The organism is Shewanella sp. MEBiC00475 (assembly GCF_005234075.1).
GTDB classification, from domain to species: domain Bacteria; phylum Pseudomonadota; class Gammaproteobacteria; order Enterobacterales; family Shewanellaceae; genus Shewanella; species Shewanella polaris.
Window position 1 is genome coordinate 339,083 of the sequence record NZ_CP039928.1, and the last position, 26,500, is coordinate 365,582.

A 26,500-nucleotide genomic window follows, 5' to 3' on the forward strand; every position below is an offset into this window, starting at 1 on the left:
AACTGTAAAAGATAATATTAAAACTTTGCAGGAGCAAAACCAGTGACTTCTTTAATGCCCATTTCTCGGCCTAATGCCGTCAAAGGGTGAACGACAATTAAGCCTTTAACTGATTTATTTAATTTTCCCATATCGGCTTGTTCAGCTTTTGTTAGTGGACGTTTAAACCCTAACGCTTTTAATGCTGAGCCTTCTTGGCTAAATTGGCGGGTTTGTTGGCCTTTAATACTTGCTATTCGCTTAGTAACAGCTGCCACTTCTTTTTTAAACTGCACGACAACAGCGGCGTCGTCACGTTGTTCAGCCGCAGCCAACTTGCGACGAAACTTGTCTAATTTATCATTCAATGTTTGCAGTTCTAGCTTTAAATTCATTTGATTACCTTAAATGCTTTGGTGTGTTTAGTGAATCGTTACACTTAAACGTTTATCACAACACCGTTTCGGAGGCAGATTATATACCCAAAACCACCTAAGATGCGAATAGCAAACGCTTCATATATGAATGTACTGGTAAAGTATTTCATCTCGAACATATATTCCAAGTATCGTTGCATTATATCAAACAATCAATGCCACCTTACAGCACATCTCATTCATTAATCGCAGCAATGTGTGTTTATTCACAGTACCGAACGTTACCTCAGAGTTTATAGCCTTGAACCTACCTACAGTCATGTTTAAATCTTACTCAATCCGCTTGATTTAACAGCATTCAAATCATTTCCGCTTGTTTTTTTTACATATAGCGCTAGAAATTATTGTAATGATTATAATAATCGTTATCATTCGCAATACAATTAACAAAGGCCACACATTATGAAGCCACTACACCTCTCTTTACTTGCTATTGCATGCCAAAGTGTCTTGTTTCCTTTTTATGCCCAAGCACAAGCACCAATTAATACTGCAGAATCTCAAGCATCATCAACCGATTATGAACGCATTACCGTATATGGCCGACAAAACCAAGTGGTGAGAAATTCTGGCCTTGCCACTAAATCAGACATGTCACTAATGGAAACACCCGCTGCGGTTGTGATTGTTGATGAAGCATTGATCGATGCCCAGGGTGTCAGCAATATGCAAGACCTAGTACGAAATATCAGTGGTGTGACTCAAGCCGGTAACAATTATGGTATTGGCGATAATTTAGTGATCCGAGGATTAGGCGCTAACTATACCTATGACGGCATGTACGGCGGCGCAGGCCTTGGCAACACTTTTAACCCAACACGCTCGTTAACTAATGTTAACTCAGTCGAAGTATTAAAAGGCCCTGCAACGGGCTTATACGGCATGGGGAGCGCCGGCGGCGTAATTAACTTAATTGAGAAAAAACCTGAGTTTGACAGCCAACACGTTTTTGAAGCCGAAGTGGGACAATGGGATACTTATTCATTAATGGCCGACAGCACGGGCGGGATCACTGATGATATAGCCTATCGTGTAGTAGCTAAAAGCGCGCGCAGTGATGGCTACCGCAATTTGGGTACCGACAGAGATGAAGTATATGCCTCAATGAAGTTTGTATTAGACGATAACCAAAATCTGATGCTATCTGCCGCTTACATTAACGATGCGATCCCCGTTGACTCTATTGGCCACCCTATCCGTATTTACAATGCAGAGTCAGCAGATGGTAAAACAGCAGGAGAAGTTAATTGGCAAGATCTCGTCAATGACCCTACTGGCAATGGTGTACAACTCACCGATGCACAGCGCCAACAACTTGCAGACTCACTAGATGCCAGTGATGGGCAAACACCTTATGCATTTGGCCATAATGGTTTAATTTCACCAATGGCAAAAGACAATGAAGGTGAAGAGCTTCGCTTTAAGCTAACTCATAATATTTACCTTACCGACAACCTCTTCTTAAACCAGCAGTTACAATACCGTAATTATGAAACTAGCTTTGCTCGTCAAACAGGAGCTTATAACTACGTATATTCGGAACGTAACGGTGTGATTAACCAAAATCCACGAGCACCACTTGTTGAGAACGATGTGCTGTATCCTTATGCCGCTCGACGTCAGGAATACCGTAAAGTCTCAGCTGATGAAAAGTCATGGCAGTACTTTGCTGATTTACGCTACGACTTTGATATAAGTAACATTGAAAACGAATTATTGATCAATGCAAACTTTGAAGATCGCGATATTAGCTTTAAACAATATTCGATTTGGGATGCTGACTATACGCTGAAAGATAGCAATGGTGATGTGTCTTATCAAGGTACCCTGCCCTACATTTATGACATCCGTAATCCTAATTGGGCCGATGGTGAATTTGAAGATTACGACCCATTACTCACCAGCAACTATAACAAGTCTGTTACTGCATGGGATTAGGAGTGCAGCATGTTGGTTACTTGGGAGCAGGTTTCACCAGCCGTATTGGCGTAGCCTTTAACGAAATAAAGCAAAGTTATGAACACTTAGGCGTTGATTCTCGTTACAGCAGCAGTTTAGCTGCACCACAACCAGAAGCAGATACCACTGATAACGGCATAACTTACAATTTAGGCCTAACCTATATGCCTACTGACGATATCTCTATTTTCGTTAACCACTCTAAAGGCCGTACGGCATACAGTGTGTTAGGTGATGTAACAGGTAATGAAGCTGACCGTGAAGATTCGCAATCAATTAGCAATGATTTAGGTATTCGTGTCAAAGCGTTTGATGATCAACTATTAACATCATTGGTGTTCTTTAAATCATCACGGACTAATATTGCTTATGCGAATCCAGATTATGACAGTAGCGCGGTCACGCCTGACATTGACCCGTACTTTTATGATGGTAGCGAAGACACCAAAGGGGTTGAGTTAGACCTTAATGCCTACCTAAGTGAACAATGGAAAGTGAATCTTAACGCGGTATACCAAGATGCTAGAGACAACCAAAACCCAAATAGCAGCAGCTATGGTCAACACCAAAAAGGCGTTCCTTATGTTACTGCAAGTGCTTGGGTGACTTATGCTGCAGAATTGGGATTACCAGCGCCGGTATCGATTAGTCTTGGTGCCGAGCATGTCGGTGAACGCAGCACTAACTCTAGCTCATTCGGTATTCCCGACGGTTATGTGCCTGGTTATACCGTGGTCGACACAGCCATTAGTTATGATGTTGAACGTTATAAAATTCAGCTGAATATTAATAACTTATTTAACAAGTCATACTACGAAAAAGCAATGTTTTTGGGTGGTCTACCCGGCGAAGAGCGTAATGCAAAGTTAACCGTAACGTATCGTATTTAAGAACGTGACAATTAGGTAATAAAAAGCACTGTCTTTGACAGTGCTTTTTTATGCCAATCTAAGACTGACCCGAACGTTTAATAAAACCCTATTAACTAGGATCGTCATGATTAAAGCGATGAATCACCTGATTGCTGCTTCCGCGCCACAATAGCGCGGGGTCAGCTTTATCTTGTTCAAACTTACCGTCAATCATCACATCAACTAAGTTGATTATATTTTGCTGTGCGACACTAAGATCGGCCAATTGATAACCGGTCCACAGCCAAATGTCCTTACCAGGGCATTCATTCTTTACTCGCGTAACCAGTTTTAATATAGCATCGAGATTAGCGGGATGCAGTGGATCGCCACCACTTAACGATAAGCCTCGGCGATAAATACGCCTGTCGGTTAGATCCTTAATGATTTGATCTTCTAACGCTTGGCTAAATTCATGCCCAGCATCCACATGCCAAGTGCTTTGGTTATAACATCCCTTACAAGCATGCTCGCACCCACTGACAAATAACGTGCAGCGGGTGCCCTCACCGTTGATCACATCAATACTATGATAAGCACTGTAATACATTATAAATGCTTCACTCTGCGTTTGACTTCTTCTTGCTTGCCAAAGTTGAATGGTCTTGCATCTGGGCTGCCCAGATAACCACACACTCGACGAATAACAGATACTCGGCTAGGCTCATGGTTACCACATTTAGGGCACACAAACCCCTTACTTGTACAATTGAACTCACCAATGTAACCACAATCATAACACTCATCAATAGGCGTGTTAGTGCCATAATATGGCACTCGGCTGTAGCTATAATCCCAAACGTTTTCAAGCGCTTCTATATTATTTTGCATGTTAGGGTATTCGCCGTAGCAAATAAATCCACCATTGGCTATAGCTGGATATGGTTGTTCAAAATCAATTTTGTCATAAGGGTTTACACTTTTTTCAACATCAAGATGAAAACTATTGGTGTAATAACCTTTGTCTGTTACCCCTGCCACTACACCAAATTGCGCGGTATCAATCTGACAAAAACGACTGCATAAATTTTCACTTGGCGTACTGTATAAACTAAAGCCATAACCTGTTTCTTGCTTCCAAGATTCAGTCGCTTGCTTTAAATGATTAATGATAGCGACAGCTTTTTCACGTAATTCTATGTTATCAAACACATGCTTTTCATTGCCATACAAAGCATTTATGGTCTCATGCAGGCCGATAAAGCCTAATGAAATTGATGCTCGACCATTTTTGAAGATTTCACTAACATCATCATCAGCATTTAAACGCACGCCACAAGCACCTTCCATATACAAAATAGGTGCAACACGGGCTTTGACTCCCGCTAAACGTGCAATGCGAGTATCTAATGCTTTACGAGCGATTAACAAACGCTCATCGAGTAATTGATAAAAACGCTTTTCATCCTTACCCGCTTCTAAAGCAATACGCGGTAAATTGAGGCTTACAACACCTAAATTATTACGACCTTCGTGCACCAATTGACCATCCTCTTCATAAGTACCTAAAAAGGATCGACAACCCATTGGGGTTTTAAATGAACCAGTGACTTCTACTACTTGGTCATAATTTAAAATATCAGGGTACATGCGCATAGTTGAACAAGTTAACGCCAGCTTTTTAATATCATAATTAGCGTCTGTTGCTTTATGATTAACACCGTCTTTAATGGCAAAGACCAATTTAGGAAATACTGCGGTTTTACGGTTTTTGCCTAGGCCAGCCATACGTACAGTTAGCATTGATTTTTGAATTAAGCGACACTCCCATGACACACCTAACCCAAAACCGAAAGTAACAAACGGTGTTTGGCCATTAGCGGTATGCAAGGTGTTGACTTCATATTCAAGTGACTGGAATGCGTCATGACATTCTTTTTCAGTTTGCGTCATCGCATAACCTTCTACGTCAGCCACTTGCCATTTTTTTGCCACTACAAGATGTTTTTGATAGCTGATTTGTACAAACTCAGCTAACACTTCATCAATACGGTTAATCGTTGTGCCACCATAAATATGGCTGGCCACCTGGGCAATAATTTGTGCCGTAACCGCCGTTGCGGTAGAAATAGATTTTGGCGGCTCAATTTCAGCATTACCCATTTTAAAGCCATGGGTTAACATGCCAGCCAAATCGATTAACATGCAGTTAAACATTGGGAAAAACGGTGCGTAATCTAAGTCGTGATAATGAATTTCACCCTTTTCATGTGCTTCGACAACATCTTTAGGTAACAAATGAGTTTTAGCATAATGCTTAGCAACAATACCAGCGAGAAGATCACGTTGAGTTGGAATAACTTTGGCGTCTTTATTGGCATTTTCATTTAAAATTGAGTTGTCTGATTGCTCAACTAAGCCTCGAATCGCACAATTTAATTTACTTTGTGCTTCACGGTGTTTGTCTCTGTCATGACGGTATTCTATGTAATGACGTGCTACCGATTTAAAAGGCCCCGACATCAGTAAATTTTCAACGGCTTCTTGTAGTTCGAGAATATCCACTTCAGTTTTCGCAGCCATTTGCTGTTCAACCGTTTGTGCTAACTGCAATGCATATTGGTCATCGGCTTGACCCGCAGAGTCCATAGCGGCCACCACAGCTTCTTTAATACGACATCCATCAAATGCAGTATGACATCCATCTCTTTTCACTACAACTAGCATACGGCCATCCTCGAAAGCACTACATATAGCACTTAAATTCAACATAAACACAAGATAGAGGGTATTAGACACGCTAATCAGGAGTGTTACTTTGATCCAGATCATAATTGTCGGCAGTACTTATGTTGAAAAAACCTTGCTGTTAGCCATAAATAATGTAGGGATTTACAGAGAACAAATACCACAGAAGAATTTAAAATTGTTTAACGAAATAGGATGTTTTTAGCTATAAAGCCTGTCATGTCCAAACGTCACTAGTGTGTTAGCCTACGACCATATTAATCACTATTAATGGATAATGACCCATTGATATCGACTAACTTATTTATTACTAATAGCGGTTTTATCGATAGACGCAAAGGTTAAGAAGAAAAAAGAAGTTAACTAGGAAAGTCATAATCAATGCAATTCTCGGCACCGATATGCCTATAGAGAAAAGATAGATAAGTTGCCCGACAGTAAGACTCAAGATGTTAATAATCTAAGACAATGATGTACATTAAATAATAGACTCTATGTATAACAGGCCTAATACATTAATAAAGCAGCATGTACACCAAGAGGCAGTGCCACGCATAGACATGCAAGCACTACCAGAATTGGAGACCGCTATTTGTTATTTAATGTCGCTTTAAGTAAATGTTGAATATCCATTACAGCTTGTTCACCGGCAATAATGGCTTCTTTGGCACGGTGAAACTCCATAGTGCCAATATCACCGACATCAGGAACAATACAAATATCAGGTGGCTCGCCCATTAAACGTGAGCGTTTATGGCGTTGCTCTAAAATATCCATTGATTGCGACATAACAGCCAACATACCTGGATGGGATTTTGAACTGCCAAGAGCAAACTTATCAGATAAGCCATTCATGTAATCTTTGCCTTTACCCCATAAATCCATAAAGCCAGATTCAAGCTCGCGCTTTTCATCGATAGGCTCAGACTTAGTGGCTTTTCGGCTTTTTACTTGCTCTGGAATTAAGTGCATTTGCCCACGACGATGACCATTTAAATCCACCGCAATAACGATATCGACTCCCATAGAACGCGCTAATGACACTGGCACAGGGTTAACTACGGCACCATCAACTACCCAGCGGTTTCCTTGCTGAACAGGCGGCAAAAAACCCGGCATTGAACACGAGGCTCGAACCGCATGGCGTAAGTCACCTTCTTTAAACCAAATTTCTTGACCAGAATATAAATCTGTTGCCACTGCGGCAAAGGGACGCTTCAGTTGTTCAATGTTAAGATCACCAATGCGATTAGCCAACACATCAAATACTTTTTCGCCACTGATTAAACCGCCTTTACGCCACCCTAAATCCATTAACCCGAGCACATCCCAACTCGAAAAGCCGCTCACCCAAGTTTCAAGTTCTGCCAAATGATTATTTGAATAAGCTGCACCGACTAAAGCTCCAACAGAACAACCAGCAATTTTATCAGGATAAATATCTAATTTTGCTAAACCATTTAACACCCCAATGTGGGCCCAACCTTTCGCCGCTCCACTGCCTAGCGCTAATCCCACGGTGAGCTTTGTCATCTTAATTCCTTTCATGCTCGATATATTAACTCTTTACAATATTATTTGGTTCAATAAACCACTAGTGATGCCAAGCAAAGACAAAAATGTAAAGCTAAAAAATAGCATAACTAAAGCGACTCTTGTTGGCTATAGCAAGGTGAAACCGTTATAATCCTTGGCTAGCATTTTTTAGGGGATTTACCTTTGCAATTTACCGATTTTTCGTTGGACAAGCGCCTGCTTGACAGTTTAAAGCACCTTGGCATAACTACGCCTACCGATGTTCAAGCGCAGGCACTGCCCATTGCCTTATCAGGTAAAGACTTAATGGCATCTTCTAAAACGGGATCGGGTAAAACCTTAGCGTTTTTATTGCCTGCTATGCAACGGGTAATATCCACCAGAGCATTGTCGAAAAAAGATCCTCGGGTACTTATATTATTACCGACTCGTGAATTAGCCCAGCAAGTTTATGGCCAATTACGTTTATTAGTCGCCAATACCCAATATAAAGCCATTAGTGTACTAGGCGGTGAGAACTTTAACGACCAAGCTAAAGCCTTGTCTAGAGACCCACACTTTATTGTCGCCACCCCAGGACGTATTGCAGATCACTTACAACAACGTCATTTATATTTAAACGGCTTAGAGTTATTGGTTCTTGACGAAGCTGACCGCATGCTCGATTTAGGCTTTGCACCACAATTAAAAGCCATTAACGATGCCGCAGATCATAAACGTCGTCAAACACTGATGTTTTCGGCCACATTAGATCATGACAGCATTGGCGACATTGCAGCAACCTTGCTCAAAACGCCCAATCATGTGTCTATAGGCGAATCTTACACCGAGCATAAAGACATTGAGCAACGAATTATTTTGGTTGATCATTTAGACCATAAACAAGCCTTGCTAAAACACATTTTAACGCAAGAACAACACAAGCAAGTCATTGTGTTTACTGCCACTCGCTCTGACACCGACAGAATTGCAACATTATTGGCCGCAGAAGGTTTTGTCACCTCAGCACTCAGTGGCGACTTAAAACAATCGGCCCGTAACCAGATTATGGACCAATTTGCTCGTGGCCAATCGCAAATACTTGTGACGACAGATGTGGCATCACGCGGCCTCGATTTAGTTAACGTATCGTTAGTGATTAACTTTGATATGCCAAAGTTTGCCGAAGAATATGTACACCGTATAGGTCGAACAGGTCGTGCAGGTGCCAAAGGCGACGCAGTATCATTTGTAGGCCCTAAAGATTGGGACAGCTTTAAAAAAGTGCAATTATTTTTACGTAAAAACTTTGAGCCTACTGTTATTGAGGGCTTAAGAGCTAAATTTAGCGGTCTAAAAGATAAGCCTCAAGCAAGCAAAGCGGGTACGAGTGCAAAAGCTGCTGTCATCAGCAAAAGAGTTAGTGCGCCTAAAAAACCTAAAGCTGCACCAAAGAGTGATAAACGCTTTATTACTGGCGTTGATGTCGGCGACGCGCCAGTACGTCGTAAAGTCAAACCGATTCAAATTATTGAAGACGATAGCACAGTAGAAGATTAACTCGCACTCAAACAACGATAACCAAATAATGAATGTAGGGTAATCCATTGCCTTACAACAAATGAACGATAACGAGCATGCCAATGGCACTCTCGAATGAATAAACCAGTAAGGATTAACATGAAAATTTGTGGTGTTGAATTAAAAGGCGGTGAAGCCATTATTTGTTTACTGACCTATGAAGGTGAAACATTTAATGTACCAGCATGTCGTAAAGTGTCATTCAGTATTTCACAATCGGCAACGACTGAATCAATTCGCGAATTCAACTTTGCGTTTCAAAAACTCATGACCGATTATAAGGTCGATGAAATTGCGATTATTGAACGTGAACAAAAAGGTAAATTTGCTGGCAGTGCTACCAGCTTTAAACTTGAAGCAGCAATTCAATTAAGTGATATTCCTGTATCACTTATTTCTCCTGTGATCATCAAAGAGCAATTAAAGCGTAACCCGCCACAAGTTGACTTTGATTCATTGGATCTAAAACGCGTCCAACTTAATGCTTTTGACGTTGCTTATGTTCAGCATAATCGACTCATCTTCGGTAAAGTGTAACTTACTGCCAATGTTCTTATTGGCATTACCGATATCCATACAGATATCGGTAATGCCAACATAAATCAGTTAATCTATGTCAGACACTAAAGCTAAAGCTCCTAAAGCACCTCCTAAAATGCCGATTAAGTCGGCAAGCCAAACATTAAAACCTAAAACCGACATAAGTCAGTTAATCACCAGTGCCGACATAAAAAAAAGGCAGAGTGAACAAAGCGCGTTACGTTATTTGAGTGGTTATCAGCCAGATATTGTAGATAAAATTAGCCAATTAGTGGATACCAAAACATTAGGCGCCCACTTTTTAACCCGTTACCCAAAAATGCACGACATTCGTACCGACAAAGCCTTATACGATATGGCCATTGAATTAAAAAACACCTATATGCGTCAATCTGACCCATTAGCCAAAGTGATTTTTGATGACAAAATTAACTTAAGCCATCATGCCTTAGGTTTACATTCTTATGTTAATCGACGTCAAGGCAATAAAGTCAAAGCTAAAAATGAAATTAGGATTTCATCTCGCTTAAAGCACATCCCATTTGAACTCCTGCAAATGGTGGTCGTACACGAACTGGCTCACCTGCGCGAAAAAGATCACAACAAACCATTTTATCAACTGTGCACCTTTATGCTGGCAGATTATCACCAGTTAGAATTTGATATGCGAGTTTGGTTAGTTGCAGAAGAAGTCGGCCAGTCGCCCTACGCGAAATAAATTATACAGTTTGGACCCGCCAAGGTGGATTTAAACGGTTATCACCCGCCCAATACAGTTTGAGCTTATTGCCGCTGGGATCGAATAACACCGCTTCACGCCACAAATAAGTTTCATCTGTCGGCATTTGGCTAAATACTATGTCTTTCTCTAGTAATTCATTCACCCACTCATCAAGTTTAGGATGTTCAAAGTAAATCACCGCGCCATGAGTCATAGGCTCAGACTCTAATGACAGCGAAAAAGAGCTCTCACCCATTGGGCATTCAAAACGAGCGTAATGCGGCGTATCCACGATTAAGGTAAAGCCTAAAATTTGATAAAAGCTAACGGCCTTATTCATATTCGACACAGGTAATGTCACTTGATTGAGGTTCATAATATCCTTTCAATATCGTCAACAAGAGCACGAAATTATCACAAATGCTGTTTCATCATAACGTAACGCTCAGGGCTACCTGTAAATTTAGGCACAGTGCCAATGATAGTAAAACCCACTTTTGGGTGAAATTGCGGTGCTTGAAAATCTAACGTATCAAGTTGCGTAATCAGGCAACCGTGCTTAATCGCTTCGACTTCGGCAATTTTCATTAATTCTTGACCTAATCCCTTACCCCGATATAAATCATCAACCCAAACCACATTGATAAGAAAGTTATTATAAATGGTACGACCTGCTACATCTCCGATGATTTCACCCTTATCATTACGCGCAACGATGGTGAGTGGCTCAGTGGTTTTATCACCTAAATGTTCAACGTTAAATTGACGTAAACCAGTAGTGAGCAAAGCCAATCATTATATACGTTTTGAACAATATAAAATCTTTTCACAAATAAAGCATAACCAATTGTAAATTAATACATTTAAGTGAGTTAGCGGGGATAAATCCAATTGTATTGTCTGTGTCGTACTTGTGACAATAGACATATATGATAATCAAATAAAAATATATAATGTTCCAAACTCATTAGACAATTGGAGTCAAAATGAAACAGAATAAAGATAAATTAGTAAGAAGTGTTATTAACATCAGCTCAAGTAAAATGGGCGTTGGTGATGACGACTTAGGTGATATTCTAATGCAGTCATTTATTAACTCTCTTATTCAATTAGACCCATTACCTTCCACCATTATCTTATATAACTCTGGTGTTCTATTATGCACCAACGATTCTGCAGTTTTAGAGTCTCTTAACGCCTTAGAAGCTAAAGGGGTTAATATTTTGTTATGTGGAACATGTGCTGATTTTTATAATATAAAAGATAAGATTGGTGCTGGCACAATTTCTAACATGTATACCATTGTAGAAACCTTAAACCGTTCAGATAAAATTATTAATCCTTAATGATGAATTTATATTTTGATAACGGTGCAACCTCTTTTCCAAAACCGCCACAAGTGTCTCAAGCTATAGCTCAATATTTAGATGTCGATGGGGCGCCCTATGGTCGATCTTTCTATGAAAAAGCTTTTAAGGTGTCATCTGAAGTAGAAGAGTGCAGAGATTTACTGGCTGGTACGCTATCAATCCCTAACCCAGAAAGATTGTCTTTTACCCCAAATGCAACATTTGCTTTAAATTCAGTGATTAAGAATTTTAACTATAAACATAAACGCGTATTGGTATCACCTTTAGAACATAATGCTGTCATGAGGCCTTTACATTATTTAAAAGAAAAAATGGCAATAGAGATTGAATTTCTACCAGCAAGAAAAGATGGCACTATCGATATTGATAAAGTGAATATTAATAAGTGTGATCTCGTCATCATTTCCCATATGAGTAATGTAAATGGTGTTATACAGCCGATTAAAGCCTTAAAAAATATTCTCGAAGATGTTCCCATTCTGTTAGATGCTGCACAATCTGCTGGGCATATTCCTATAGATGTTAAAGATTGGGATATCGACTTTTTAGCGATTACGGGTCATAAATCTCTGCTAGGTCCAACAGGCACCGGAGCGCTTTATACATCACCGAAATATACCATTGAGCCTTTATTACATGGTGGAACGGGAAGTCATTCGGAATTTTTAAGTATGCCAGAGGATTATCCAGACTTATTTGAAGCAGGAACACCCAACATTGCGGGTATTTATGGCTTACATGCCGCACTCAAAAATAGGCCACAATCACTCCATTCTCAAGATGCTTTTTATACACTGTTAAACAAACTAGCCACTATTGATATCATAAAACTTTATGTCTCTACGGATAGAAATAACCAAGGTGAATTGTTTTCGTTTAAATCCAAGGATCACAGTGTTTCTGAATTAGCGTTTAAGTTATACAAAGATTTTGGGATCCAAACTAGAGTCGGTCTACACTGTGCTCCGGTTGCTCACTCATATTTAACTAGTTCTCCAGAAGGATTGATACGTATTGCGCTGTCACCGTACCATAGTGATGAAGATATAGACTATTTGTACAACGCTATAAAAAGATGTGTTAACCATGGATAATAATATTTTATACCTCTTCAATAATACAAGGGCGGTCATTTTAGCTCACAAAGCTATTCGTCAAATGAACCTTAAATGCTTAATCATACCCGTTCCTAGAAGTATTAGTTCACAATGTGGTATGTGTATTGAGACTAAAAAAAGCAATGAAGTTGATATCGATACTACCCTAGAAGAATTAAATATCGCCTTTAAAAAATGCTCTGGCTATAGCAAGTAGTAATCGCTTAATTACTTGTTGATTGAAATAATCACCAATCAACATACATAAACAGAATATTTAAAGACCCCCATTTAAAACGATGATAAAAAGTCATTTAATAAATACAAACTATAACGTTTGTTAATTGTAGTTTTTATGCTATTTAACACGCTCTAACAAATATTGTATGTGGTTTTGTTTAACTCTTTGTTTAACTTGGTGGCAATGTTTACTTTGGTCATGTTATCTGTAACTAGGTTTTAGGTTTTCTCTATTTTGCTAAAAAGCTATTCACAAACTTAATTATATAAACAGCAAGTTAACTTAATATTTAGTTGGATATATAAAACACGTTCAAAGCGAAGTAGGTCAGTGTAACCTAGAACTATGCGAAATTAATTTTTTGTAACCGTACAATAATCAAAAGTGCAGTCCTTAGGCTGCACTCTCTGTTCCCATTACAATAATGATATTAATCATTAACCTTAGCGCGTTAATCTCCATAGACTAATCTAAGCCCCTAATCATAGAGTAAATAATCATAATGCAAATTCGTTGCACACACTAAAGTTTCCGGTTTTAAAATCGGTTACTAAATTTATTTATCCCATTTCAGGAACAATAATTTCAGGCTTAGTTTGAGCTAGAGCACCGAAAACCGTTAAAGATACCTTTAAGGTTTGAGTGTCCTTATCAAAAACAGGTTTATCACTAGGCGTGAAAGTATATGAACCAGTATCCACTTCAACCAAAGTGCCAGTGCAATCCGATTCATCCACATCACAACTAAACTTAGTCGAAGTATGGTAAGGCATGCTGAATGATGCTGTATTTACTTTTGGCATCACAAGATACATCACCTCAAAGCTGCTGGCATCGGTAATAGCCAGTTTATCATCATCGGTTAAGGTAAATGAGATAGTATAACTACCTGCATCAACCGAGCTTACACCGAGGTTAACGCTGTTCGCCTGATCCAGAGTCACGCTTGCTATAACGGGATCAACTGGATCGACAGGGTCTACTGGATCGACTGGGTCTACAACGACTGGATCGACAACAACTGGGTCTACTGTATTATCATCTGAACCACAGGCAGATAATAGCAAAGCCAGAGAAGCGGTAATAAGTAATTTACGCATCGGGCGTTCCCCCTATTGTGGATGACATGTTGCACACGATTCTTCGGCATGATGTGGGATCTTTGCAATTTCATCATGTGGCGCATGACAAGTTTGACATTCCATATTGGAATTCACACCAGGAGTTAGATAAGTGTCAGGTTCAGCTCCATTGCCGGCATGACATGAATTACAGCTATCATTTCCTTCAGCATACATTTCAAGGGTGCTATCTTCTGCTGTTAGCGTCCCTGCTAGTGACATATTTAAAAATTCAACTGTCTTAAAGGCCACTTCTGCAGTTATCTGAGCACAACGTTCCGCTTTAGCAGCATGGTGGGAGCCATACTGACTTGCAGTAGACCAATGGGAAACCGAGGTGTGACATAAAATAGAGTTAGCTATCGATTCACCGATTTTATCAGCAGTTAACAATGCACCGGCATTATCCGTACGAGTAGGTGCACCGATTTTAGCAAGGAAATTATCATCGCCACGTGGCATGGAGGTCTTTTCATAGTAACGATACATAGCACCGATAACTGCAGACTGTTCTACATCAAGAATATTAACGATCATTGCTGTCGCATTGAGGCAACCACAGATAGAGCCCCAGCCCTTAACACCACCACCACCATAGACAGTTATATTTGTTGGAATTGCGGCAAAATTACAGGCATCTTCATTCCCTTGAATGGCAAGTTCTTTTACGATGGCATCGAATACACCATACATACAACCACCGCGTCCATAGCCCTCATAAGCACGCTTTGCTACGGCAAAAGGATCTAGCTCAACGTATGTTAGTAAATTGGTTCCCAAATCTGAACCATCACTGCCGACACCAATAGCATCATCAATTGGACATTCATCAGCGGCAAAAACAGCCGGAGACATTACAGCTACCCCAGCAGCCATACCTGCAAAACCTACGATTTTCCCCATCGCTGCACGTCTATTTACATTCATCATCATTTCTCCATTTTAATTTTGTAATTCCTACATTTTAGAAATTACAATTTGATATATTTAAATTATTATTTATCAATGGCTTAGCTTGTTCGCTAGAGATGTTAAACTTGATGAGAAGTAAAAAACGTGATCGTAAATACATTTTAAACAAATCATTAATATTGTTAAAAATTAACAACAACTGATTAATTTCTGAGTAAATTAGGAGGGCATTAAGTTAATTCAATATTAAGTATGTGTGAATTAGAGGCAATATTTAGTGTTGAACATGAAACAAGGCTGTACGTACGTAAATCAACGAATTTACAGTACAACTACAATATTACATTAGTCGCTAAAAATATTAACTGGACAACTAATCCCTATCTCAGCTGACATGAAAAGTGCTGTAGGTAAGACTCATGGTTAAAGCGTATTCAAGAGGTCAAAGCATCTAACAAAACATGCTGTACTTTGAAAATAGCCAGAATGGAGAATTTTAAGTGTTCCACTTCTGTGTTGCATCGATTTAAAAGGGACAACCATTTCTGCAGCAATGCTGCCTTGAATTGAAAAACCTTACGGGCTCTGAACTGATCAGATATTTAATCAGATTGGTATTATTAAAATATTAAAAAATTAGCAGGTTGGTTTTGAAGACCTTTTGTATGATATGTAATCCAAGGCATTAAAAACCACTAATAGCAAAACAAAAAAATGCAACCCACAGGCTCCATTTTTATATATTCATCATAATTAAACTATGCGTACTAAAATGAACTAACCTAAGTCAATCATCATGCTACGGCTCCAAACTAATGCTTGAAACGCTTGTAGTTATTTTTGTGGTCATACTTTAGCTTCTGCAATTTTGACTTTCATCGCATCAACTGGATGAAAAGTTAAGCCACCTATACTTTAATACATAAAAACTAAATCATATATGGCCATACCCCACCCTTCACAACATAGGCTAACTCAATTATTTAAAGCCGAGATTGGCGTAAGATACTAGAATGGTTAATTTTTAAGTTTACAGCCCACTTAGTTTATCTCTTTATCATTGCATTCATCACAGGAACAAAATGCAGTTGTCCACCAATGAAAATCACTCTCTCTTTATTCGCAAGTGCCGTTTTAAGCTTTGTCACAGCGTTAAGATCTCTAAACTCATTTACACGGTCTTTAATTGCTTGGAACTTAGAGAACTCGACAGTGTTAAGTTGAGCATCGAAAATATCAGCCGTAGTAAACTCATTCCATGAAATCGTTTTACCAACCATTGCCGATAACATACTGTTTAGCTGTTCAATTGAATGTGGCTTCGAAAGGATTTGATACTCTTGAGCAGGAAAACCAGACTCTCCCAATAATGACTTCATTTTCTCCGTCGCCTCAGCAAGATTAGCATGGTTAAATAATTGAGGAGCCTGTCTTAGCAGATAAAAAATCTTCACACTTTCACTATCGAATTTATCCAAGATAAACTGAGCTTCACTTAGACTATCACCTTCCCAAGTTGATACTTTGACATTATTTTTTTTCGCTAAAAACTGTATAAACCCCATTTCACCACAGCATTCAACAGCGGCCGATTGACTCGTTCTATCTGGCCAAAAGCCGCCTTCTAGCAGGATTAACGAGGGATTCAGTTCGTAAAATAAGTTTTCGATATCAACTAATTGAAGATCATTAACCTCGTTTGTATGCGTTGTACCAATAATCATATATCCAGCATCTAATGACCTTAACAACGAAATATTTGATTGTGGTTTATAGTTATCTCCCGCTAAAGCTGGTCCAGTGAATATAAAAAATACCCATAAAATTAATAATTGTCTCACTTTCACTTCCCTGTACATAAAACGACTCATAAAAAGTTTTTGATAAACCATCCTATTGGTTAGTATCGCCGCTGTAAGCTTCAATTTCAATAACCAATGTTTATATTTCCATTCTTAAAAGATTAATTCTGCGTGTGAACATATTGTTCAATATAAGTGCAACATAAATAAAATGCCTACCGAGTTGGTGCTATTAAGTTAAATTCATCGTGACAGTCACAAACTAATTGCCTGATAATATTGAATAAAAAAATAACCCCAATACTTGGCATAAATCTTCCAACCTTGATGATGCTGATAAGCTAATCTAACAGCAACAGTCGCTCATTAGCACGCTAGTCATAGTCGAGTTGCGGAACTATAGCAACACATAGGATTAAAGTCCGCATAGAAAACCTGAATTAAATACTACAAATATTGGCTCATCGTATGCCTGTGCATATGACATAGTAGCCTTTGGAGTAACATGTTAAACGCGTTAATCCCACTTTCAGCATTACTCATATCTAATGCATTTTTAATTCTTGGCCATGGTTTATTACTGACTTTGCTCCCCATCGCAGCCAGTGAATCAGGTTTTAGCGATACGCAAGTCGCCTTAACCGGATCTGGTTACTTTTTAGGGTTTGTTTCCGGCTGTTTAGCCACACCTTATATGCTAAAACGAGTTGGGCATATTCGTAGCTTTGCGGTATTGGCAACATGTTACTCGGTGGTCATCTTAATATTTCCTTTATTACCCGAGTTTTATAGTTGGATGTTGTTAAGGTTCTTAATCGGGGTGATGATTTCTGGTTTATACATGATCATTGAAAGCTGGTTAAACGGCACGTCAACAGCGAGTAATAGAGGATCAATACTGTCTACTTATACCACACTCAATTTAATCATGGTGATGTGTGGCCAACAACTGTTCAATTTAGGCAGCGATCGTGAATCGATGCTATTCGGTCTCGCCGCTATATTTATATCTATCGCAATCATTCCGGTGTCACTGACACGTTCATCGGCGCCAGCGGTGGTAAAACAAGTTAAGTTGAATATGGCCAAGGTATGGCGCCACTCTCATATTGCATTGATTGGCGCCGTGGTTGCAGGTTTTGTCACAGGTGCATTTTGGGCATTAGCCCCTATTTACGCTAAAGATAATGGTTTTGACAGTATTCAACTCGGTGCATTTTTATCTGCTACCGTGCTTGGCGGAGCGTGTTTTCAAGTACCATTAGGTAAGTTATCTGATAGGTTTGATAGGCGCAGTGTTTTGATGTTTACTGCATTAGTTGGCTCCTTGGTGTCATTACTCTTTGTGGTTCTTCCTTACGTAGTCACTACTTTTGGCGGTTGGCCAGCAGCAATATCGGCTTTTTTTTGGGGAGGGACGTGCATGACCTTATACGCAATATGCTTAGCCCACGCTAATGACAACGCAACCGCTGAAGATTTTGTTGAAATAAGCAGTGCCATGCTCATCACTCTGGGATTATCGTCGGCTATAGGTGCGCCTATGGCTTCACTTGCAATGGGATTATTGGGCGCCAACGGTTTATATGCTTTTACTAGTTCGTGTTTGGCGATTTTCTCCGTGATAGTATTATTAAGGCGCCGCAGCCATATTGCCCCCTCAACATTGGCAACAAAAGAAAGTTTTCGTGCCGTCACCGATATGGCCAGCCCAACAGCATACGAAATGGATCCCAGAACTGAGATAGATCCACAAGCGGAAGCACAGCAACGATAAGTAATAGCAAGAGACAATTTTTACTGCTAGCCTTGAGCACTATTTAAGCACCATGATTTAATAACCAAAAAAAATGCAGCCAATATAGGCTGCATTTTTTATGTTTCTACGACAACACTATGTGCAATAAGCTTAAGCTGATTAACCTAAGTCCATCATCATGCTACGGCTTCGAACTAATGCTTGAAACGCTTGTAGTTGTTTTTGTGGTAATACTTTAGCTTCTGCAATGTTAGCTTTCATCGCATCCACTGGGCGGCCATTAACAATATACTCATAATGTAAATGAGGACCCGTTGAAGCTCCAGTATTACCCGATAATCCAATCAACTGACCTCGTTTTACCCGTTGACCACGTTTAACCAAAAACTTTGACAAATGCAGGTAACGAGTACGTACCTTATTGTCATGCTCAATGACAATATAGTTACCCGCAAAAGCATGCTTCTTCACCAGTGTCACGACACCATCACCAGGCGCGACCACTTGAGTTCCTACTGGAACAGCAAAGTCAGTACCATTATGAGGACGAACACGACCCGTGATTGGGTGTTTACGATTAGGATTAAAACGCGAGCTTAAACGATACTGTCTTTTTAAGGGAATACGTTGGAAGGCAGGAGTTAAACTCTGGCCATTCATGTCGTAATAGTTGCCATCGGTATTTTGAAATGCAGTAATGTCGCGACGACCAGTATTAATACGAATACCTTCTATTGAAGTGATCCCTGATGGTTCTCCTTCAACAAACTGATCATTGACTAATACAGAGAAAGTATCACCAGCGCGTAACTCACGAGAAAAGTTTAATTTAGTCTTTAATACTGATTCAACTTTTTGAATTTCAGCGGCGCTTAAGCCAGCATTTTTAGCCGAGACATAAAAAGAACCGTTGATTTCGCCTCCGACAATGCGATTTTGCCAAACACCATCAATATTAATGTCTTTTACTTCATAGCTACCATCTTGAAAACGGGTAAAAACCACTTGATGTGCAGGATTAAAATACAGTTCTAACTTTTCCAACTCACCGTTAGCATTGCCCCAAAATTGGATACGGTTGCCCGGCAATAATGTATCTAAAGCCAGAACCTCCAAATCGGCTTCAAGTACTTTATACATAGTCCGTTGGTCTATTCCCGCTAATTCGAAGATTTTACTTAAGGTATCTCCGCTTTCGATCACGTGATTTAAAATCGGTTTAGCTTGATAAACAATTACAGGTAATTGATCTTGTTGGGTAATATGTGGCAATAAAGAATCGATATCGATTGCCACGGGAATACGTTGTGATGAAAACTCTTGTTGTGTTGGCCATAATAATGCTGCCCCGACAACAAACACACTTGCTAGCAATATTTTCTTGTGCAAGTTTGGCAAGTTCAACGAACTTACATCTGGCCTTTGGAAGCCCATAATCTTACTTATTAGCAATGTCTAATCCACCCTAAAAGATGACGCTTATATTTATTGTTTTTCTTTTACTGCAAATTGTTATTGCGATATTGAGGATAAAGTCAGTTAACGCTATGCCTTCATGGCTTTTTATCATCCATATGGCCCAATATTTGACTTTTTACGTCTGGCTAAAAAGCTTAAAACACCGACTTTTGCAGTCAAATTGCATATCAACGCTCTTTTATATCAAAAAATAATCAGAATACAAATATAAAATATCATTTATTTCATAATTAATTTGAACTCGATTGCAGTAATCACGGGAGTTAGCGGTAAATCAACTTCCGTTGACAGCAAATTCATTTTGTAATTTGCTAATGCCCAGACCATTCATTTTATTCACTTTCACTTGCACGTTGATTCGCTCTTTCATGGCTTCAACATGGCTAATTACACCGATCATTTTACCTGATGCATTTAAGTTATCTAATGCATCTAAAGCGGTATCTAGCGTTTGGCTGTCTAAAGTACCAAAGCCTTCATCTAAAAACAGTGAGTCAATACTCGTTTTATGACTAACAAGGTCTGATAACGCCAAGGCAAGCGCTAAACTAACAAGAAAGCTTTCTCCACCAGACAAGGTTCGAGTGTCTCTCACTGCATCACCTTGCCAAGTATCAAGCACTTGTAATTCTAATGCATCTGACTCTTTGCGCTCCAATAAATAGCGCCCCTGTAAACGTTCAAGTTGCCTGTTCGCCAATGCCACTAAATGATCTAAAGTGAGGCCTTGGGCAAATTTACGGAACTTATCACCTTTTTGTGAACCAATTAACGAATGTAAATAAGCTAAGTCATCGTAATCTTGCTGCATTTGCGCCTGTTCGACTAACAATTGCTGCTGCCCGACTCGTTTACTGGCATCTTGTTCTAATTCAAGACTTAAACGCCAAACAGTTTGCTTGTCTTGTTGGAGTTTTGTTTCTATAGTTTGATGTTGCTGCGCAATCTCAGCATGTTGAGCAGCATTGTATCCTTGTTGCTCCCCAAGCTGCATAAGCTCGGTTTGTCGCATTAAGGCTTGCTCCGCTATGGTGTTAGCTTTAACAATGTCGTTATCAAGTTGCCGTTTAAGTTGCTGCAATGCCTGTCTTTCTTGTGGTGTTAATAGTGCTTGCTCAAACGCTTGTTGATCGGCAAATGGACTGGCTTGCAACGCTGTTTGCCACTGACTTTGCAATTGCTGTAATTCTTGACTGGCTTCACTCGCTTGCGTCATCAACGATTGTTGTTGTACTTGCAAACTGGCCAGTTGTTTGTCTGCCGCTTGTAACTGCTGTTGAATTACGTCAAAAGCTTGTTGAGCCTGTTCCAAGTGATCTTGGCTGAGCTGTTTTTCATCTTCAATCACTTTATCGGCAAACAATGCTTGGCGTTGTTGCTGCACAGCTTTGAGCTGCGTCTTGGCTTTATCAACTTGCTCGCTAACCGAAGTTAGTTGAGTAGTAAACGCATCAACTTGTAACTGGTTTGTCGCCAATTTTTCGGCTGTAATACTCAATTGCTGTTGATTATCGGTAGCTTCCTGCTGGGCCTGACTCCACTGTACAAGTTGTTGCTGTAATTCATTTAGCCACACTATGGCTTGCTCAATTGATGGTGGCGTTAGTCCGGTGGCAGTAATTTGTGTTTCAAGTGCGGTGATTAATTGAGTTTGCTGCCCACTAACGGTATCAATTTGTTGTTGATAATTGAGTAATCCTTGTTGCAAATTATCAAGCTGTTGCTGCAACAAACCTTGTTGATTTACGTGTTTGGCGAGAGCATGCTCAGCTTGCGCAAAAGACTGTTGATGCTGATGCACGTTTTTTTGACATTGGTTTAGCTGGCTTATGGTCGTGGCTAATTGTTGCTGTTTTGTTTCTGCCTGAGTCATAAATGTGTTTAAGGCATCTTGTTGCGCTAAGTTCAATATCAGGGTGACAGACAACGACTGCGTCAGCTGCTGCCATTGTTGTTGTGTGTCATGCAAATCGATTTGAACTTGGCTTAGTTGCTTAAGCGAGTTGTCATAGTTAACTTGCAATGCCGTTTGCTGATTTTTAAGCTGCTCACCTTGCAGTTTAATCACATCAAGTTCGGCTTGTAACTGCAGTGCTCGTTGTTCGGTAGCAGACACATTCAGCGCTTCATAACGCTCAACTAATGGATGCTCGGTGGAGCCACACAAGGCACAAGGTTCACCGGCTTTGAGTTTGGCGCGTTCTAAGGTTAAATTGGCAATGTGTTGCTCTTGTTGCAGAATCGTTTGTACATCTTTAACCTGCTGATTTTTCTCACTCCATTGGGTTCTCACTACGCTAAGTGACTCTGCCAGTGCCTGCAATTCAATCTCAAATTGCGCCGACTCAGTGGTTAACTGTTGGCTTTGCTGTTGTTGGCGTGCAAACTGGCTAAACAATTGACTTAATTGATAACGCCCAGCTTGTTGGTCAAGCAACTGTTGATAATCACTATTCAGTTGCGACTCTTCTTGACCCGCCAATAACCCCCTTAATACTTGTTGGCTATCGGATAACTTCACTGTCGCTTGAGTCAGTGCCACTTGTCCTTGAGTTATCTGAGGAACAACATCTGTTAATCTGCTTTGAGTTTGCTTAATGCTGTCTTGCTGAAGTGCGATTTGACTATGGGTTTGGCTGAGCTGCTGATTTAATTGAATTGCCTGATTGTATTGGGTTTGCCAAGCGGCAAACTTTTTAGCCACTTCTTGACCTTGTGGTAAACTTTCTAGCTGCTGCTGGATCTGTTGTTTAGCCAATGTCAGGCTCTGTTGCTGGGTCAATAACTGTTGCTGTTTTTCTGCAGCCTTTTGTTGCTGCTGTTCGGTTTGCTGCTGGGTTAATTTGACTTGAGACAACTGATAATTCAACTGGTTTATTTGTTGATCTAATGGCTGCACTTGTTGGTCAATTAAACTCAGCAGGGTTTTATGAGCTTGGCTGACTTGTTCAACCTTTAGCTGACTTTGGCTTTGCTTGTGTTTATGGCTTTGCAACTCGACTTCAGCTTGGCCGGTTTGTTGACTTAACTGATCAATTTGCGTTGTTAATATTTGAACTTTTTGCTGCACTTTTTGTTGTTGTTCAAATAAAGGCAATATTTGCTGTGCGGGTTCACTGTGTTCAAGTTGAATTAATGCATCACGGTGTTGCTGCTGACGAGATAACGCCTGTTGCTGTTCATCATTAGCTTTAGTTAACAACTGTTGGGCTTGTTGGCTATTGTCTGCCCACGCAATAAATTGGCTTAACTCAGACAATTGTTGCTGTTGGTGCACTATTGCTTGATTAAGTTGTTCAATCTGTTGTTGTTGTGCCACTAGTTGTTGTTGATCGAGTAATTCAACGCTACCAAGCTTTGCCTCTAACACCTTCAAATTGGTTTTAGCATCACTAAAGTTTTGGTGTACTTTCGCTGAAATTAACCCATAAATTTCAGTGCCTGTGAGCTCTTCTAATAATTCTGCTCTATCATTGGCATCGGCATTTAAAAAGGCCGCAAATTGTCCTTGGGACAACATCATCGACTTGGTGAAACGGGCAAAATCGAGCCCAGTGATTTGTTCAATTAATTCTGTTTTACGTTTGATTTGGCTAGCAAGAATTTTGCCATCACTGAGCAGGGCTAACTCTACTTGCGCATCTTGTAAATTACCGTCGGCTTTATCACGCGAGCGGCGCTGACTCCAAAATGCGCGATAGGCAACACCTTTAACTTCAAATTCAACTTCGGCTAAACATTCTGCGGTGCCACGGGTCATTAATTCATTGGTGGTTTTAGAGATATTACTTAACCGCGGGGTGCGGTGATAAAGCGCTAAACAAATCGCATCCAGAATGGTTGTTTTGCCAGATCCTGTTGGGCCAGTTATAGCAAATAAACCATTTTCGGCAAAAGGAGATTGAGTAAAATCAATTTTCCATTCATTTTTAAGCGAGTTAATGTTTTTAAAACGAAGGCTTAATATTTTCATGATTGCTCACCCTCCGCCATATCGTCTGTTATTACTTCAGTGCTGGTTTCAGTACTCATTGCGATGAGCTCTTCCTCGTCGGTGTTATTGGTCATGGTTTCTTGCAGCACATGGCTAGCGGCAGTTTTTTGGGTGTGTCGCTCAGCCTCAACATCGGAAACTACTTGGCTAAAGCATTGTTTAATGCGAGTTAACTGCGCTTGTTGTGCCTCGGTATCAAATTGCTCTTGGGCTAAACGACGAGCAAATACATCATTGACGCTGAGTTCAGATAAGGTTTCATTATCGAGCTGTTTGATGTGCTGTTGCCGCTGACTGCGGGCTCGTTTTAATTGCAATACTTCAACCGCTTTATCTTGGGTCATATCGGCAATGCGCGATTGCAAATCAGATAAATAATCTTGTTGAGACACCTCAATGCTTAACCAGGTCATTGAGGTCGTTTCTGTTTGTGGAGCAAATGCCTTCAATTGTTGCTCGATACTGTCTAGGTCACCTTTTACAACTTGCATAGGCTGAAACATTGGCACCATTAATGGCGTCACTTGGCTAAGCTTTGTATCAGTAAACTCAACTAAGAACACTGATTTATTAGCTTCGTTATGAGTTGACAACTCATCAAAGCTAAGCGCAATTGGCGAGCCGCTGTAACGGATATGTTCAGATTTTGCCACTACTTGTGGCCGATGAATATGCCCAAGGGCTATGTAATTTGCCGCAGGGAAATGGGCTGCATTAAAAGCATCTAAACTGCCAATGTAAATATCACGTACTGACTCTGATGTACTGGCACCCACTGTGGTTAAATGACCTGTTGCTATAATGGGTACTGGCATTGTATATGTTCTATTAAGTTGCTCAGCTTGCTCAAAACAGCGCTGATATAATTCGCGAATGGCATCACCAAGTTTGCGCTGTTTATCAACGGACGACTCGCCCGACTCACTAAGGACGACATCGCGAGGACGAAGAAAAGGTAAACCACACAATATCGCCCCAACCTCACCCTGGCGATTGAGTAACGGCATGACATGCTCATTAACGTTATCAAATGCACCTGGAATAACAGTGGTATTAAGACAGGCTAATAAGTGCCTCGATTCGTTTAGCGTCGATACCGAATCATGATTCCCACCTAATATGATGAGTTGGCAGCCAGTTTGTTGAATTTGAACAATAAATTGATTATATAACGCACGGGCGTAACTTGGTGGCGTACCCGTATCGAAAATATCACCCGCGACAATAAGGGCATCAACTTGATGGAGCATTATTTGCTCAAGTAACCATGCCATAAAAGCTTGGTGCTCAGCTGCGCGGCTTTTACCATAAAAATATTGGCCAAGATGCCAATCTGATGTGTGAATAATGCGCATAACATCCCTTTGAATGAGAAAAATCAAAAAACATAATAATGGTGTTTCTAAAATTAAATTATCACTTTTACGATTACATATACTGCGACCACAATAATTTACCGCTCATACCCAATGACATAACCACTACTAACGGTTTAATAATTTTAACCCCTTTAGTAACCACTAAGCGTGAGCCTAACGTCGCCCCAATCGATTGCCCCACCAGCATAATCAAACCTAATACCACCACCACTTGACCACCAATTAAAAAGAAAATTAATGAGGCTATATTCGTCGCAAAGTTTAATAACTTAGCATGTGCGGTCGCCTTAGCTAAGCCAAAGCCAGCCAGAGATACAAACGCTAGCGCGAAAAAGCTGCCAGTGCCAGGACCGAAAAAACCATCATACAAACCAATACCTAATGCTGCGGTAAAGGCAAATACGCTTGGGGTGAGCACTTGTTGGCGATCGAGTTCACTGATTTTTTTAGAAAACAGAAAGTAACAACCTATGGCTAAAATCAAAAAAGGCAAAACTACTTCTAATAATTTAGCATCTATCATTTGCACCAATATGGTACCAATTGCCGCGCCAATAAATGCACATAACAAGGATAATTTTATACTGCGTAAATCAACTAAGCCATTACGCACAAAATATAAACTGGCAAAGAAACTACCACCACACGCTTGTAACTTATTGGTTCCTAATGCCGCAGCAGGAGGTAAGCCCGCCCACATTAATGCCGGAATGGTCAGTAAACCGCCCCCGCCTGCTATTGAGTCAATAAAACCAGCAATCAAGGCAACAGCAAATAACACAACAGCGAGTTGGAGCGTGAGTTCAAACATGGAGGCTCTCGTATATAACAATAAACGTGAAGTCAGTAAGACATTAGGCAAGGCGTTATTAGACATTCTTTAACGTCAGAATACAAAATGTTATGGGTAATTTATTCCAATTAGCTTAATTAACCACAACTTGCGCTAATAAGCAGTTACCAAATAGTCTATTGTTCGGGTATCTATCTGAACATCGATTGGTATTTACACCGC

20 protein-coding genes and 1 pseudogene are annotated in these 26,500 nt (G+C 40.1%); 8 read left to right on the plus strand and 13 right to left on the minus strand.

Features of this window, described 5'->3' with window-relative positions:
- Positions 1-17: 17 nt before the first annotated feature.
- Positions 18-374, minus strand: a complete 357-nt coding sequence (locus FCN25_RS01500) for a YibL family ribosome-associated protein (protein ID WP_137221328.1) — start codon at positions 372-374, stop codon at positions 18-20.
- 444 nt (positions 375-818) lie between these two features.
- On the opposite strand from FCN25_RS01500, the pseudogene FCN25_RS01505 reads away from it, so the two are divergent.
- Positions 819-3,265 (plus strand): annotated as a pseudogene (locus FCN25_RS01505) (TonB-dependent receptor).
- Positions 3,266-3,356: 91 nt separating this feature from the next.
- On the opposite strand, the gene nrdG reads toward FCN25_RS01505, so the two are convergent.
- From nrdG to rssA, 3 genes are all read right to left on the minus strand, one after another.
- Positions 3,357-3,836 carry an anaerobic ribonucleoside-triphosphate reductase-activating protein gene (gene nrdG / locus FCN25_RS01510; protein ID WP_137221330.1) on the minus strand — a complete coding sequence of 160 codons (480 nt, stop codon included), beginning with the start codon at positions 3,834-3,836 and terminating at the stop codon, positions 3,357-3,359.
- Positions 3,836-5,953 (minus strand): anaerobic ribonucleoside-triphosphate reductase, encoded by a 2,118-nt coding sequence (gene nrdD / locus FCN25_RS01515; protein ID WP_137221332.1) that lies wholly within the window; start codon positions 5,951-5,953, stop codon positions 3,836-3,838. The genes nrdG and nrdD overlap by 1 nt, the downstream gene beginning before the upstream one ends.
- A 609-nt stretch (positions 5,954-6,562) precedes the next feature.
- Positions 6,563-7,507 carry a patatin-like phospholipase RssA gene (gene rssA / locus FCN25_RS01520; RefSeq protein WP_137221334.1) on the minus strand — a complete coding sequence of 315 codons (945 nt, stop codon included), beginning with the start codon at positions 7,505-7,507 and terminating at the stop codon, positions 6,563-6,565.
- A gap of 186 nt (positions 7,508-7,693) precedes the next feature.
- On the opposite strand from rssA, the gene FCN25_RS01525 reads away from it, so the two are divergent.
- From FCN25_RS01525 to FCN25_RS01535, 3 genes are all read left to right on the plus strand, one after another.
- Positions 7,694-9,049 carry a DEAD/DEAH box helicase gene (locus FCN25_RS01525; protein ID WP_137221336.1) on the plus strand — a complete coding sequence of 452 codons (1,356 nt, stop codon included), beginning with the start codon at positions 7,694-7,696 and terminating at the stop codon, positions 9,047-9,049.
- A 120-nt stretch (positions 9,050-9,169) separates the two neighbouring features.
- Complete coding sequence (locus FCN25_RS01530; protein WP_137227296.1) at positions 9,170-9,607, plus strand: DUF3010 family protein; 438 nt, start codon at positions 9,170-9,172, stop codon at positions 9,605-9,607.
- Positions 9,608-9,725: 118 nt separating this feature from the next.
- A complete protein-coding gene (locus FCN25_RS01535; RefSeq protein ID WP_137227297.1) occupies positions 9,726-10,328 on the plus strand; it encodes a YgjP-like metallopeptidase domain-containing protein in 603 nt (200 codons plus the stop codon).
- Position 10,329: 1 nt separating this feature from the next.
- Here the strand turns inward: FCN25_RS01535 and FCN25_RS01540 are convergent, their stop codons facing one another.
- Together FCN25_RS01540 and FCN25_RS01545 are read right to left on the minus strand one after the other, a co-directional pair.
- A complete protein-coding gene (locus FCN25_RS01540; RefSeq protein ID WP_137221345.1) occupies positions 10,330-10,707 on the minus strand; it encodes a VOC family protein in 378 nt (125 codons plus the stop codon).
- Between the two features lie 38 nt (positions 10,708-10,745).
- Positions 10,746-11,123, minus strand: a complete 378-nt coding sequence (locus FCN25_RS01545; protein ID WP_137221347.1) for a GNAT family N-acetyltransferase — start codon at positions 11,121-11,123, stop codon at positions 10,746-10,748.
- Positions 11,124-11,317: 194 nt separating this feature from the next.
- Between FCN25_RS01545 and yedF the strand changes: the two genes are divergently transcribed.
- The 3 genes from yedF to FCN25_RS21290 all read left to right on the plus strand — a co-directional run bounded on the left by yedF (position 11,318) and on the right by FCN25_RS21290 (position 13,015).
- Positions 11,318-11,677 (plus strand): sulfurtransferase-like selenium metabolism protein YedF, encoded by a 360-nt coding sequence (gene yedF / locus FCN25_RS01550; protein ID WP_137221348.1) that lies wholly within the window; start codon positions 11,318-11,320, stop codon positions 11,675-11,677.
- Positions 11,677-12,795 carry an aminotransferase class V-fold PLP-dependent enzyme gene (locus tag FCN25_RS01555; protein ID WP_137221350.1) on the plus strand — a complete coding sequence of 373 codons (1,119 nt, stop codon included), beginning with the start codon at positions 11,677-11,679 and terminating at the stop codon, positions 12,793-12,795. Before yedF ends, FCN25_RS01555 begins: the two co-directional genes overlap by 1 nt.
- Before the next feature lie 64 nt (positions 12,796-12,859).
- The gene (locus FCN25_RS21290; RefSeq protein ID WP_368074084.1) at positions 12,860-13,015 is read left to right on the plus strand and encodes a putative Se/S carrier-like protein; all 156 of its coding nucleotides are present in this window, start codon (positions 12,860-12,862) and stop codon (positions 13,013-13,015) included.
- Between the two features lie 584 nt (positions 13,016-13,599).
- On the opposite strand, the gene FCN25_RS01565 is transcribed toward FCN25_RS21290, so the two are convergent.
- The 3 genes from FCN25_RS01565 to FCN25_RS01575 form a co-directional block, all read right to left on the minus strand.
- Complete coding sequence (locus FCN25_RS01565) at positions 13,600-14,139, minus strand: hypothetical protein (protein ID WP_137221354.1); 540 nt, start codon at positions 14,137-14,139, stop codon at positions 13,600-13,602.
- Between the two features lie 12 nt (positions 14,140-14,151).
- Positions 14,152-15,093, minus strand: a complete 942-nt coding sequence (locus tag FCN25_RS01570) for a C-GCAxxG-C-C family (seleno)protein (protein WP_254693708.1) — start codon at positions 15,091-15,093, stop codon at positions 14,152-14,154.
- 1,025 nt (positions 15,094-16,118) lie between these two features.
- Positions 16,119-16,913, minus strand: a complete 795-nt coding sequence (locus FCN25_RS01575) for a hypothetical protein (RefSeq protein WP_137221356.1) — start codon at positions 16,911-16,913, stop codon at positions 16,119-16,121.
- A gap of 466 nt (positions 16,914-17,379) precedes the next feature.
- Between FCN25_RS01575 and FCN25_RS01580 the strand changes: the two genes are divergently transcribed.
- Entirely contained in the window at positions 17,380-18,651 is a 1,272-nt protein-coding gene (locus FCN25_RS01580) for an MFS transporter (RefSeq protein ID WP_137221358.1), read from the plus strand.
- 141 nt (positions 18,652-18,792) lie between these two features.
- On the opposite strand, the gene FCN25_RS01585 is transcribed toward FCN25_RS01580, so the two are convergent.
- The 4 genes from FCN25_RS01585 to FCN25_RS01600 all read right to left on the minus strand — a co-directional run bounded on the left by FCN25_RS01585 (position 18,793) and on the right by FCN25_RS01600 (position 26,296).
- Complete coding sequence (locus tag FCN25_RS01585; RefSeq protein WP_137227299.1) at positions 18,793-20,067, minus strand: peptidoglycan DD-metalloendopeptidase family protein; 1,275 nt, start codon at positions 20,065-20,067, stop codon at positions 18,793-18,795.
- A 319-nt stretch (positions 20,068-20,386) separates the two neighbouring features.
- Positions 20,387-24,085, minus strand: coding sequence for an AAA family ATPase (locus FCN25_RS01590; RefSeq protein ID WP_137221360.1), 3,699 nt, complete (start codon positions 24,083-24,085; stop codon positions 20,387-20,389).
- Positions 24,082-25,461 (minus strand): exonuclease subunit SbcD, encoded by a 1,380-nt coding sequence (sbcD, locus tag FCN25_RS01595; protein ID WP_137221363.1) that lies wholly within the window; start codon positions 25,459-25,461, stop codon positions 24,082-24,084. Before sbcD ends, FCN25_RS01590 begins: the two co-directional genes overlap by 4 nt.
- Positions 25,462-25,534: 73 nt before the next feature.
- Complete coding sequence (locus FCN25_RS01600; protein ID WP_137221365.1) at positions 25,535-26,296, minus strand: TSUP family transporter; 762 nt, start codon at positions 26,294-26,296, stop codon at positions 25,535-25,537.
- Positions 26,297-26,500: the final 204 nt, after the last annotated feature.